The following is a 13,464-nucleotide window of genomic DNA, read 5'->3' as shown; positions in this document are numbered from 1 at the left end:
GGGTGGTGGTGTTTGAGTAAATCAACCCTTTATGATAAATTAAAGCCATTTATGGAGAGACATCAATTATTACATAAGCATGCCAAGGTATTAGTAGGTGTTTCAGGTGGTGCAGATTCTTTGCTATTACTACACTGTTTAGTAAGTTTGCAGAATCTATGGGATGTACAAGTTAAGGTAATTTCCATCGATCATGGTTTGCGTGGGGAAGAGTCTGCGGCAGATGTTCAATACGTTGAACAGATTTGTGAGCAATTAGGCGTCCCTTTTATAGGGAAAGAGGTAGATGTGAACAGGAGAAAAGCAATACATAAAGAAGGGACACAGTTAGCGGCCCGTACTTTGCGTTATCAAGTATTTGAACAGGTTATGAAGGAAACAGGTTCTGACCTTTTAGCTTTGGCACATCATGGTGATGACCAGGTAGAAACCGTCTTAATGCGAATGGTACGTCAGTCTAATCCTGCTGCTTTAACTGGTATCCCAGTAAAAAGAAAATTCGCAAATGGATACATCGTTAGGCCTTTATTATGTTTATCTAAAAATGAAATTTATCAATATTGTCGAGAGTTCGAGATCGTACCTAGGGAGGATCCTTCGAACCAATCTATCGATTATACACGCAATTTTTTCCGGTTGCATGTTTTACCGTTGCTCAAGCAACAAGACCGTCACGTTCATCTTCATGTACAGGAAATGACAGAGCGTATGACGGAGGACGAGGAATTTCTTCAAGCACAAACGAAAGCAATGAGGCATGAAGTCGTAACATGTGAAAAAGACTCGGTATTTTTTAATATTGAAGCTTTTCGATCTTACCCGATAGCTTTACAAAGACGAGCCTTTCATCTAATATTAAACTATCTTTATCAAGAAGTACCAACAGATTTATCTACACAACATGAAAAAGCTTTTTTTGCATTATTAGATCAAGAAAAGAGTAATGTTACTTTAGATTTCCCAAAATCCTTAAAGGTAACGAAAAATTACCAAGAATTGCGTTTCCACTTTCTCTCCCAAGTCGAAAAGAAATGGAAAGACCACCAATTCATAAAGGTTCCCGGTGAAATGTTACTACCGAATGGCGCCATTCTGACAGCCACATATACCTCTGGAGATATTCAAGAAGATAATAATTATACTTTACATATCCCGATTGAATGTGAATCATTATTACCACTCAGTATGAGAGTGAGAATGCCAGGGGACCGTATCAAAGTGAAAGGGTTAAACGGTCGGAAGAAAGTAAAAGATATATTTATTGATGAGAAAATTCCGGTTTATTTAAGAGATAGCTGGCCGCTCATCTTTGGTGCAGATGGATCTTTGCTTTGGATTGTTGGTTTAAGGAAAGCGGAACTAGTTCATGAAGGTTCTGTTGGTAAATATATTTCATTAACATATAGGGATTCAAATGAATAGGAGGCAGCAAGATGCATGATGAGATAAAGGAAATATTAATTTCCGAAGAGCAAATACAAGCGAAATGTCAAGAGCTTGGTGAGCAGTTAACCAAAGAATATGAAGGAAGGTTTCCGTTAGCGGTTGGTGTGTTGAAAGGTGCATTACCTTTTATGTCGGATATTTTACGTTCGATTGATACACACCTAGAAATGGATTTTATGGATGTTTCAAGTTACGGGAATGAAATGCGTTCCTCTGGTGAAGTTAAAATCGTGAAAGATTTAGACACAAAGGTAGAGGGCCGTGATATTTTAATTATTGAAGACATCATTGATAGTGGTCTAACATTAAGTTATTTAGTTGATTTATTTAAGTATCGTCAGGCAAATTCTATTAAAATTGTCACATTATTAGATAAACCTGAAGGAAGAACTGTTGATATTAAAGCAGATGTAGTAGGTTTTGAAGTGCCAAATGAATTTGTGGTGGGTTATGGACTAGATTATCAAGAGAAATATCGAAACTTACCATATATTGGTATTTTGAAGCCAGAAGTTTATGGTGGCGAAGAATAATTAAAATCAAACAAAGGTCAGTTGTAATTAGTTGTCATAAAGTCTTGCAATATGATACTATTTACTATAGTTTTCTCGTTTCGGGAGGAGGTAGGCAATGAATCGGATTATACGTAATGTGATCCTCTATTTCGTAATCTTTTTAGTTGTGATAGGGATCATATCAGTATTCAGCAGCCAAAACAACCAGGCTGAAGAATTAAAAGTAAACGAATTTATGCAAGCATTGGAAAATAACCAAATCAAAGAAATGGAAATGCGCCCTTCCAATGGTGTAATACGTGTGGTAGGGGAATTAGAGCAAGATGATAAACCCTTTATGACTAATATCCTAGATACTCCTGGTATCGTTGAACAGGTGGAAGATACCGCTAAAGATCAAGGGATATTAACAATTGAGGAAGAGGAACAACCGAGTGGATGGGTTACGTTCTTAACGACCATGATTCCATTTGTTATTATATTCATTCTGTTTTTCTTCTTACTTAACCAGGCTCAAGGCGGTGGTAGCCGTGTGATGAACTTTGGTAAGAGTAAGGCGAAAATGTACAATGAAGAGAAGAAAAAAGTTCGTTTCAGAGATGTTGCTGGTGCGGATGAAGAGAAGCAGGAATTAGTAGAAGTAGTTGACTTCTTAAAAGATCCACGTAAATTCTCTGCTATTGGTGCAAAAATACCAAAAGGGGTTTTACTAGTAGGACCTCCTGGTACAGGTAAAACATTACTTGCTAGAGCCGTTGCAGGTGAAGCAGGAGTTCCGTTCTTCTCTATAAGTGGTTCGGATTTCGTGGAGATGTTTGTGGGTGTTGGTGCATCTCGTGTACGTGATTTATTCGAAAATGCGAAGAAAAATGCACCATGTATTATCTTTATTGACGAGATTGATGCAGTAGGTCGTCAGCGTGGTGCTGGTGTAGGTGGCGGTCACGATGAACGTGAACAAACCTTAAACCAATTACTCGTTGAAATGGATGGTTTCGGTGAGAATGAAGGAATTATCATTATCGCTGCAACTAACAGACCAGATATTTTAGACCCTGCGTTATTACGTCCGGGACGTTTTGACCGTCAAATTACCGTAGATCGTCCAGACTTAAAAGGTCGTCAAGACGTATTAGGTGTTCACGCACGTAATAAACCATTAGCAGAAGATGTTGATTTGAAGACAATCGCTATGCGTACACCAGGATTTTCAGGTGCAGACCTTGAAAACCTCTTAAATGAAGCAGCACTTGTTGCAGCACGACATGATAAAGAGAAAATCGATATGGAATCAGTAGATGAAGCAATTGACCGTGTCATCGCTGGACCTGCTAAGAAAAGTAGGGTTATTTCAGAAAAAGAACGCAATATTGTTGCTTATCATGAAAGTGGTCATACGATTATTGGTATGGTGCTAGATGATGCTGACATGGTACATAAGGTAACGATTGTACCTCGTGGTCAAGCAGGTGGTTATGCCGTAATGCTTCCGCGTGAAGATCGCTACTTTATGACAAAACCAGAGTTGTTCGATAAGATCACCGGTTTATTAGGTGGTCGTGTAGCTGAAGAAATCATCTTTGGTGAAGCAAGTACTGGTGCTCATAATGATTTTCAGCGTGCAACCGGAATTGCTCGTAAGATGGTAATGGAATATGGTATGAGTGATAAGATTGGACCTCTTCAATTTGGAAGTGGTGGAGGGCAAGTTTTCTTAGGTCGCGATATGCAAAATGAGCAAAACTACAGTGATGCGATTGCATATGAAATCGATCAGGAAATCCAAAACTTCATCCAAGAATGTTATAACAGAGCAAAACAAATTCTCACAGAAAATCGTGACAAGTTAGAACTTGTAGCGAAGACTCTACTAGAGGTTGAGACATTAGATGCTGGTCAGATTAAAGGCCTGTTTGAAGATGGTAAACTTCCAGATCCGGTAGTTTCTGAACAAGATGGTAAAGAAAAACCATCTCCAACAGAAACGGATGATACAAAGGAAGATGATAACAAGTCATCTGACTTTAAAGTAAACATTCAACCGAAAGAAGAAGAAGAAAGCTATTTTGACCAGGATTCAAAAAGCTATTTCGACCAAGACAAATCAACTGAAGAGTCCGACGATAAAGATAAACAATAAAACGAAAAGCAGTTCCTAAAAAAGGAACTGCTTTTTTACGCTTCAAGAAACAGAATACATAAACTGTGAAGTAACGAGCACAAGGAATTGCTCTCTACCATTCTTCATTTAGAGAGTGCATGCAAACCGCTCCGCCAGAATACTGCGCTTTCCGTGGGCTCGGCTTCAGCTAACTTTGCAAAGAAAACCACTTTGCAAAGTGGATCTTCAGCTCTCGCTGTCCCACAGGAGTCTCCGTATTCTGCCTACGCTATTTTTGTTATCTGATTATAGAAAGGAATGAATTCACGGAACTAAATTCTTTTGTTTTACTATAGTTCTAATCGGCTGTAATTCTGTGATATATGGTGGAGAAATCGACTGGCTGATTTCGGATAAGTGTTGTGGAGCATATCTTAACGAAGGCCGCCCACTTTCACTCCTGTGGGAATTGTTTGACCTGAAGATCCACTTTTTCGAGCGGTTTTTGCTCGAAAAAGTTAGCTGAAGGGCAAACCCCACGGAAAGGGAAGTGGGCAGCCGGAGTGGTAGTTATCACCACGATATATTTCAAAATTATCTCTTAGGTGACCGAACATCTATTAGTTATTACTTCAGGGCCTTTTTTATTTATGGATTGAAATATTTGTGTTTTCTCAAGTGTATGATATAACTGATGTGAGTTAGGTCTACAACCATAAAACTTGCGACTTGTTGCTTGCAAGCTATACAATATGAAAATAAGTAAACAAATTTTTTTGGATATTTTGGAGGATATTATGATCTTTGTATTAGATGTTGGTAACACAAACACTGTATTAGGAGTGTTTAATGATGGCCGATTAACATATCAATGGCGCATGCAAACGGACAAAAACAAAACAGAAGACGAATATGCCATGTTTATTAAATCGTTATTAGGACATGAAGGATTAACATTTTCAGACATTAACGGTATTGTCATCTCATCTGTAGTTCCACCAATTTTATTTGCCCTGCAGCGTATGGCAGATAAATATTTCCATTGTAATCCCATGATAATTGGTGATGAAAAAGTGAATCCATACTTAAAAATGAAGTACCCTAATCCTAAAGAGTTAGGTGCTGATCGTGTTGTCAACGCAGTAGGCGTCATTAAAGAATATGGTTCCCCGAGTATTATTATTGATTTCGGGACGGCTACAACCTACTGTTACATCAATGAAGCAGATGAATATGTCAGTGGTGTTATCACCCCGGGCATTAATATTTCTTTAGAAGCTCTATACCAGAATGCTGCCAAGTTGCCGAAAATAGAAGTGAAAAAGCCAAGTCAGGTTTTAGGGCAATCAACGGTAGAAGCAATGCAATCTGGTGTTTACTTTGGGTACGTCGGTCAAGTAGATGCTGTCGTAAACCGGATAAAAAAAGAAGTTGGAGGGTCACCAAAAGTGATCGCCACAGGAGGTTTAGCAACATTAATTGCCAAAGACTCCTCTGTAATTGATATCGTCGACCCTTATCTAACCTTAAAAGGTTTGTACGAAATATACCAAAAGAATGAGCAAGATTTTGCGTAAAGAAAGGACGTTTATAAATGAGTGACTATTTATTAAAAGCAACAGCATTTGGCGGAGATGTAAGAGCCTACGCAATCCGTTCAACAGATACAGTAGAAGAGGCGCGAGTTCGCCAGGATACATGGGCAACTGCTTCGGCTGCACTTGGAAGAACACTTTCCATTTCCACGATGTTAGGTGCGATGTTGAAAGGTGAAGACAAGCTGACGGTAAAAGTAGAAGGAAACGGACCAATGGGAGCAATCATTGCTGATGCCAATGCTAAAGGGGAAGTACGTGGCTATGTCGGAAACCCACATGTCGATTTTGAATCAAATGCACAAGGGAAATTGGATGTAAGAAGAGCAGTTGGAACCGAGGGAACATTAAGCATTGTTAAAGATTTAGGCTTAAAAAATCATTTTACTGGTCAAGTTCCCATTGTATCTGGAGAAATAAGTGAAGATTTCACCTATTACTTAGCTAACTCTGAGCAGGTTCCATCAGCGGTAGGAGCAGGAGTTTTAGTCAATCCAGATCATAGTATTTTAGCTGCTGGAGGATTTATTGTACAGATGATGCCGGGAGCATCAGAAGAAACCATTGCTCAAATTGAGGAAAAGGTTGCCAATGTTCCACCTATTTCAAAGTTGATCCAAGATGGGAAACAGCCAGATGAGATATTAGAGTTGTTATTAGGTGAAGGAAATCTAAAAGTTCATGAGCGTTTACCAGTACAATTTTCTTGCCCTTGCTCAAAAGAAAGACTGGAAACAGCAATCCAAAGTTTAGGAAACGAAGAGATTGATTCGATGATTAGGGAAGATCATGGTGCTACGGCTTCTTGCCATTTTTGTAATGAAACATACAAATTTACGATCGATGAGTTGCGGGCATTGAAGACAGAGTAATAGGGGGAGTAATAGTTGAGGGTATCACGTCTGGTATTATGGTCTATTATTTTACTATTGCTCATAACAAATATTACAACCATTTTTATCTTTTCAGGACAAAACAGCTCAGATGAATTTGTAGTATTAGATGAGAATCCGGTGGATCGTAATCAACCTTTAGCAGAAATCGGGGATGAGGAAGTTTTATATCAAGATTGGATGAGCGAATTAATAGAGCAATATGGCGAATCCGTTTTACATGATTTAATTGATAAGGAAGTTGTTTTTCAGTTAGCAGAGGATAAAGACCTTGAGGTCCATCCGAAAATTATCGACCGAGAATTATCGAGAATGATGGTAATGCAAGGATTGTTATCTGAAGAGAAAAAAGAGAAAAAAATTGAAAAATGGACCGAGCAAATAAAATATCGTTATTATCTACAACAACTTTTAAGTGAAGGTGTTAGTGTTTCTGAAGCAGAAATAGAAGAGTATTATCAATTTTATCAAAACCAATACCAGTTTGATGATATGGTCCAGCTGTCACATATTCTCGTTTCGACACAACAAGAAGCAGAATATGTGATGGCAAGGTTGGATGATGGCGAACCTTTCAATGAGGTTGCAAAAGATTTGTCCATTGATGAGGAAAGCGGAACGGATGGCGGATATTTAGGGTTTTATTCTGAGACAAGCAGTTTTATACCAAGGGAATACTATGACACGGCGATTTCATTAGAGGCGGGGACATATAGTGAACCAATATTAGTGAATAACGGATATGCAATTATCTTCCATCACCAACATCTCCCTGCTATTGAATTGAACTATGATGAAGTGTATGAGGAAGTACGTCAAGATATTGCCTTAGATCAATTACAGTCTGAAGTAGATGCTTCAGCTCTGTGGGATCAAATAGAAGTAGAGTTAAACTATAAAAATGAAAAAAATTAACAAGCCCTTTCCAGTTTATGGGTTGACATTGTATACCGTTTCATGTACATTGTATATAAAACCAATAATTTTACTTGGATTTGAGGAGGAACTGGAATGAAAGTAGCTCAAAATGTTGCGGAATTGATTGGAAATACACCGATTGTGAAATTAAATCGCACAGCGGATCCTGAAGGTGCAGAGATTTATTTGAAGTTGGAATTTATGAACCCTGGTAGCTCTGTTAAAGATCGTATCGCACTAGCGATGGTTGAGGCTGCAGAAGAAGAGGGTGTTTTAAAAGACGGAGAAACCATCATTGAACCAACAAGTGGTAATACTGGTATTGGTCTAGCATTAGTTGCCGCTATTAAAGGTTATAAAGCGATTTTAGTAATGCCTGATACAATGAGTATGGAAAGACGTAATCTATTACGAGCTTATGGTGCAGAGTTAGTATTAACACCAGGTGCAGAAGGTATGAAAGGTGCAATTGCGAAAGCAACAGAATTACAAAAAGAAAATGGCTACTTCATGCCTCAGCAGTTTAATAACGTAGCAAACCCTGCTGTTCATGCTCGTACAACTGGTAAAGAAATTGTCGAGCAAATGGGTGATCAACTAGATGCATTTGTTTCGGGAATTGGAACTGGTGGAACAATCACTGGTGCAGGTAAAGTCTTGAAGGATCAGTACAAGGATATTAAAATTTATGCGGTAGAACCAACTGATTCAGCTATATTATCTGGAGGTAAACCGGGTCCTCACAAAATTCAAGGAATCGGTGCAGGGTTTGTACCAGAAGTTCTTGATACAGATATTTATGATGAAGTGATTACGGTATCCAATGATCAAGCCTATGAAACAGCTCGAGAGGCAGCTCGCAAAGACGGCGTACTTGGTGGTGTATCTTCAGGTGCTGCTATTTACGCAGCTAAACAAGTAGCACAAAAACTTGGTAAAGGCAAAAAAGTTCTTGCGGTTCTTCCAAGTAACGGAGAACGCTATCTCTCAACCCCTCTTTATCAATTTGACGAAGAATAAACAACAAGGCGATTTAATAAAGAGAATAAATAAGTACAACCCCGTTTCAGTTCATATTGAAACGGGGTTTTATTTTGCATAACCATCGCAGTAAACATAAACTGCGAAGTAACTCTCTTGAGGATCTGCTCTGTCCATCCTCCCATAGAGAGTGCACCCGAATACCGCTTCGGCAGAATACTGCGCTTTCCGTGGGCTCGGCTTCAGCTAACTTTGCAAAGAAAAGCACTTTGCAAAGTGGATCTTCAGCTCTCGTGAGTCCCACAGGAGTCTCCGTATTCTGCCTACGCTATTTTGGTTCTCTGATTATAGTAAGAAATGAATTCATGGGAATAAAAATTTTCTGTTTTATTACAGTACTAATTGGCTGTGAATGCCCTTTAGCATAGTCGTACCCTACATTACATATGGTGGAGAAATTGACTGGCTGATTTCGGATAAGTGTTGTGGAGTATATCTTAACGAAGGCCGCCCACTTTCACTCCTGTGGGAACTGTTTGACCTGAAGATCCACTTCTTCGAGTGGTTTTTGCTCGAAAAAGTTAGCTGAAGGGCAAACCCCACGGAAGGGAAGTGGGCAGCCGGAGTGGTAGTTATCATCACGATATAGTTCAAAATTATCTCTTAGGTGACCGCACAACTAATTACCACGCTACTTCAGACAGAACTTTCATTACTTCGCAGTTTATATCTAATGAATAAAGCATTCTGGTATCTGGTGGGTATCGCAATGTGTTTTTTACTATTGGATAAAAGTAGTGCTAGTAGTAGAGAATATTTTTCAATAGACCTAAACTTTCAATGTTTATTTGTGGTATAATATTTTGTTATGAATAGATTATAGAATTCGTTTCGTGAGGACGGGGTATCATGGAAAAGTGGTTACGAACAAAAATAAAAGACTATCATTATCCAGAGAAAACATTAGTAATGGGTATCTTAAATGTAACACCAGATTCTTTTTCTGATGGAGGAAAATATAATAATATCCAAGCCGCGATCCGCCAGGCTAAAAAAATGGAAGAGCAAGGCGCTGATATCATCGATGTTGGTGGTGAATCAACAAGACCCGGACACACACCGGTATCTGAAAAAGATGAAATAGACCGAGTAATTCCTGTGATTAGAGCACTTGTTGATGAAATCAATATACCTATTTCCATTGATACATGGAAAGCTAAGGTAGCAAAGCTATCAATAGAAGCAGGCGCATCAATTATTAATGATGTCTGGGGTGCCAAGAAGGAACCAGATATTGCAAAAGTGGCAGCAGAATTGGATGTTCCCATTATACTTATGCACAACCGGGAAAACCCAAGATATGATGAACTGATGGAAGATGTGTTATCTGATTTAAAAGAAAGTATCCAGATTGCATTAGATGTTGGTGTGAGAAGTGACCAGATTATTCTCGACCCGGGCATTGGATTTGCTAAGACATATGAAGAAAATATTCAAGTCATGCAGGAAATGGATCGACTTCGAGAATTAGATTATCCTGTTTTACTAGGAACCTCCCGTAAGTCCATTATTGCCAAAACTTTAAATTTGCCAGTGGATGAGCGGGATGAAGGAACTGGGGCAACTGTATGCTACGGTTTAACAAAGGGTTGTGAAATAGTCCGAGTTCATAATGTCGAGATGCATGTAAGAATGGCTAAGATGATGGACAAGCTGATTGGTAAGGGTGGTGCATAAGATGGATAAAATATACCTTAATCAAATGACCTTTTATGGGTTTCACGGTGTATTTCCTGAAGAAAAGAAGCTAGGGCAACGCTTTTTAGTAGATGTAGTATTGGAAGCAGATTTGAAACAGGCAGGTCAATCAGATGATCTTCAGCATTCCATTGATTATGGCCTCGTGTATCAATTGACGAAGCAAATCGTTGAAGGAAGATCAAAAAATTTAATTGAAGCAGTAGCTGAAGAGGTTGCAGAGACACTTTTATCCCAGTTTGATCCATTACAAGCTTGTACTGTCAAGGTAATGAAACCTGATCCTCCTATTCCTGGTCATTATCAGTCGGTTGCTGTTGAAATTTATAGGGAGAAATCTTTATGAAAAAAGTATATATAGCGCTTGGATCTAATATCGAACCAAGATTAGCTTATTTAAATAAAGCTATGGAACAATTAGCTGTACATGATAAAATAGAAATCAAAGATCAATCTTCAATATATGAAACAGACCCTGTAGGTTTTGTGGAACAAGATCAATTTTTGAATATGGTGATTGAAGTTGCAACAGATTTAGATCCAAATTCTCTGTTGAACGTTTGCCAAAGTATCGAACAGAATCTCGGTAGAAAAAGAGAAGTAAAATGGGGACCGAGGACAATTGATCTTGACATTTTAGTATATAATAAAGAAAATATAGAAACAGAGCGATTAATTTTACCACATCCAAGATTACATGAGCGAGCATTTGTTTTAATACCATTAGCAGAAATAAATCCATTTTTGTATATAGCATATTTTGATAAGAATATAACGGAATTATTAGCAAGTATACCTGCAGAAGATAAAGAAGGTGTAGTCAAATGGCAACCAATAGATGGGGTAAGAGAATCAAAGCATTTCGGAAGTTGAAAGGTTATACGCAAATTGAATTTGCGGATGAACTTGGAATATCGGTTTCGCAATTAGGAGAAATTGAAAGAGGTAAAAGAATTCCTACTGAGGATCATTTAAAATATATTGCAGCTAAGCTCGATATTTCATTAGAAGAGCTGCAACCTAAAATAGAAGATAATGAAGAGAAACGGTATGTGGAACACAGATGATATTAACATCCGTAACCAGGTTGTTTTAGCACCAATGGCTAGTTGGTATTTAAAAGGAAATGGTAAAGTACGTAATTAACGAAACAGAGTCCAAGAACTAGATGGACTGTTATACGACTACGTAGAACAACAAGTAAGAGTTTCCTGAGTGTGTAAACATTGACACAGACAAGTTCCTTTTCTATACTAATCATGAATGAATATGATACTGCCAGTGTGATGCTGGCAGTTTTTTGATATATATTACATAAATTAATTATAGAGGTGAACGAAAATGAGCGAAGAACTGAATGAACACATGCGTGTGCGTTTGGATAAAATGAACAGTTACCGTGAACAAGGGATTGATCCGTTTGGTGATAAATTTGTTCGTACACATTTGGCAGAAGAATTAAAAGAACATTATGATCAGTTCTCTAAAGAGGAATTAGAAGAAAAAGCAATTGAAACGACAGTGGCAGGCCGAATTATGACGAAGCGCGGAAAAGGAAAAGCTGGTTTCTCACATATTCAGGATTTAAGCGGCCAAATCCAATTATATGTACGGAAAGATAGAATCGGAGAGGAAGCTTATGAAATCTTCAAATCAGCAGACTTAGGAGATATTGTTGGTGTTACAGGTACAGTGTTCAAAACAAATGTAGGAGAACTTTCGGTTAAAGCAAACGAATTTACAATGCTAACGAAATCTCTTCGTCCTTTACCAGAAAAGTTCCACGGTCTAAAAGATGTAGAACAACGTTATCGCCAGCGGTACCTAGATTTAATTACTAATATGGAAAGTAAAAATACGTTTGTTCTTCGCAGTAAGATCATTCAGTCCATGCGACGTTACTTAGATGAGAGAGGTTTTTTGGAGGTAGAAACTCCAATGATGCATGGTATTGCAGGTGGTGCATCTGCACGTCCGTTTGAAACACACCATAATGCGCTCGATATTCCATTATATATGCGTATTGCCATTGAGTTGCATTTAAAACGATTGATTATAGGCGGTATGGAAAAAGTATATGAAATTGGCCGTGTATTCCGTAATGAGGGGGTATCTACTCGCCACAATCCGGAATTTACTATGATTGAATTGTACGAAGCATACGCAGATTATCATGATATTATGGAGTTGGTTGAAAACTTGGTGTCTCATATCGCTGAAGAAGTAACTGGATCTACCACAATTACTTATGGGGATTATGAGGTTGATTTAGCGCCAAAATGGACAAGGCTTCATATGGTAGATGCGATTAAAGAACATACAGGTGTTGACTTCTGGAAAGAGATGACGGATGAAGAAGCAAAAGCTTTAGCGAAAGAAAACGGGGTAGAAGTAGAAGATACGATGACATTTGGACATGTTGTTAATGAATTCTTTGAACAGAAGGTAGAAGAGAAACTAATCCAGCCAACGTTTGTGTACGGTCACCCTGTGGCAATATCTCCTTTAGCTAAGAAGAATAAAGAAGATGAACGTTTCACAGATCGTTTTGAACTGTTTATTGTTGGGCGTGAGCATGCAAATGCATTCTCTGAGTTAAATGATCCAATTGATCAGAGAGAAAGATTTGAAGCACAAGTTAAAGAAAAAGAGCAAGGTAATGATGAAGCACATGAAATGGATGAGGATTTCTTGGAAGCACTAGAATATGGTATGCCTCCAACTGGTGGTTTAGGTATAGGTATTGATCGATTAGTTATGCTGTTAACTAACTCACCGTCGATTAGAGATGTTTTACTTTTCCCTCAAATGCGTAATAAATAATAGTATGGAAGAACCTTGACCGTTCTTGGTCGAGGTTCTTTTTATGGGAGTAACTAAGATAGAAGATGACTTATTTAAAAAAAGTGAAAAAAGTTGTTGACTTTAAATCTAACCACGTGTTATATTATTAATCGTCGCTGAAAACGACATGACAAAAAATCATCCATCACGACTTAAAAACGCAACTTAAAATTTTAAAAAAGGTTGTTGACATAATGTGAGTGAGATGATATGATATAAAAGCTGTCGCAAAAAACGGCAGTCATATTGATCTTTGAAAACTGAACAAAACAACCAGTATGATTTTAAACATGAAACAAGCTAGCTTATAGAAGCGAGCGCAAGTCAACTTTATTGAGAGTTTGATCTTGGCTCAGGACGAACGCTGGCGGCGTGCCTAATACATGCAAGTCGAGCGCGGGAAGCTTGTCTGA

Annotated in this window: 12 protein-coding genes and 1 rRNA gene; all 13 read left to right on the top strand. The window is 38.3% G+C overall.

All coding sequences use genetic code 11. The annotated features are described in order from the left end of the window. Positions 1-12 precede the first annotated feature (12 nt). Positions 13-1,422, top strand: a complete 1,410-nt coding sequence (gene tilS, locus D569_RS0120275) for a tRNA lysidine(34) synthetase TilS (protein ID WP_018934269.1) — start codon at positions 13-15, stop codon at positions 1,420-1,422. Between the two features lie 11 nt (positions 1,423-1,433). Next, complete coding sequence (gene hpt / locus D569_RS0120270; RefSeq protein ID WP_018934268.1) at positions 1,434-1,979, top strand: hypoxanthine phosphoribosyltransferase; 546 nt, start codon at positions 1,434-1,436, stop codon at positions 1,977-1,979. Positions 1,980-2,076: 97 nt separating this feature from the next. After that, on the top strand, positions 2,077-4,101 hold the full coding sequence (ftsH, locus tag D569_RS0120265) for an ATP-dependent zinc metalloprotease FtsH (RefSeq protein ID WP_018934267.1): 2,025 nt from the start codon (positions 2,077-2,079) through the stop codon (positions 4,099-4,101). A gap of 758 nt (positions 4,102-4,859) precedes the next feature. Further along, positions 4,860-5,639 carry a type III pantothenate kinase gene (locus D569_RS0120260; protein WP_018934266.1) on the top strand — a complete coding sequence of 260 codons (780 nt, stop codon included), beginning with the start codon at positions 4,860-4,862 and terminating at the stop codon, positions 5,637-5,639. A gap of 17 nt (positions 5,640-5,656) precedes the next feature. Then, the gene (gene hslO, locus D569_RS0120255; protein ID WP_018934265.1) at positions 5,657-6,529 is read left to right on the top strand and encodes an Hsp33 family molecular chaperone HslO; all 873 of its coding nucleotides are present in this window, start codon (positions 5,657-5,659) and stop codon (positions 6,527-6,529) included. Between the two features lie 15 nt (positions 6,530-6,544). Continuing rightward, entirely contained in the window at positions 6,545-7,465 is a 921-nt protein-coding gene (locus tag D569_RS0120250; protein ID WP_018934264.1) for a peptidylprolyl isomerase, read from the top strand. Between the two features lie 96 nt (positions 7,466-7,561). Beyond that, complete coding sequence (gene cysK, locus D569_RS0120245; protein ID WP_018934263.1) at positions 7,562-8,488, top strand: cysteine synthase A; 927 nt, start codon at positions 7,562-7,564, stop codon at positions 8,486-8,488. Between the two features lie 870 nt (positions 8,489-9,358). Next, positions 9,359-10,186: a dihydropteroate synthase gene (folP, locus tag D569_RS0120240; protein WP_018934262.1), complete on the top strand. Its 828-nt coding sequence runs from the start codon at positions 9,359-9,361 to the stop codon at positions 10,184-10,186. A gap of 1 nt (position 10,187) precedes the next feature. Continuing rightward, a complete protein-coding gene (folB, locus tag D569_RS0120235; protein WP_018934261.1) occupies positions 10,188-10,553 on the top strand; it encodes a dihydroneopterin aldolase in 366 nt (121 codons plus the stop codon). Continuing rightward, positions 10,550-11,080, top strand: a complete 531-nt coding sequence (folK, locus tag D569_RS0120230) for a 2-amino-4-hydroxy-6-hydroxymethyldihydropteridine diphosphokinase (RefSeq protein WP_018934260.1) — start codon at positions 10,550-10,552, stop codon at positions 11,078-11,080. The genes folB and folK overlap by 4 nt, the downstream gene beginning before the upstream one ends. Continuing rightward, the gene (locus tag D569_RS0120225; RefSeq protein WP_026287407.1) at positions 11,032-11,274 is read left to right on the top strand and encodes a helix-turn-helix domain-containing protein; all 243 of its coding nucleotides are present in this window, start codon (positions 11,032-11,034) and stop codon (positions 11,272-11,274) included. Before folK ends, D569_RS0120225 begins: the two co-directional genes overlap by 49 nt. A gap of 274 nt (positions 11,275-11,548) precedes the next feature. Next, positions 11,549-13,030 carry a lysine--tRNA ligase gene (gene lysS, locus D569_RS0120215; RefSeq protein ID WP_018934257.1) on the top strand — a complete coding sequence of 494 codons (1,482 nt, stop codon included), beginning with the start codon at positions 11,549-11,551 and terminating at the stop codon, positions 13,028-13,030. A 350-nt stretch (positions 13,031-13,380) separates the two neighbouring features. Then, positions 13,381-13,464, top strand: a 16S ribosomal RNA gene (locus D569_RS0120210); the annotation flags it as partial.

It is taken from the genome of Gracilibacillus lacisalsi DSM 19029 (assembly GCF_000377765.1).
Classification (GTDB): domain Bacteria; phylum Bacillota; class Bacilli; order Bacillales; family Amphibacillaceae; genus Gracilibacillus; species Gracilibacillus lacisalsi.
The sequence above is the reverse complement of the archived record's forward strand: the minus strand, read 5'-3'. Positions and strand labels throughout refer to the sequence as shown.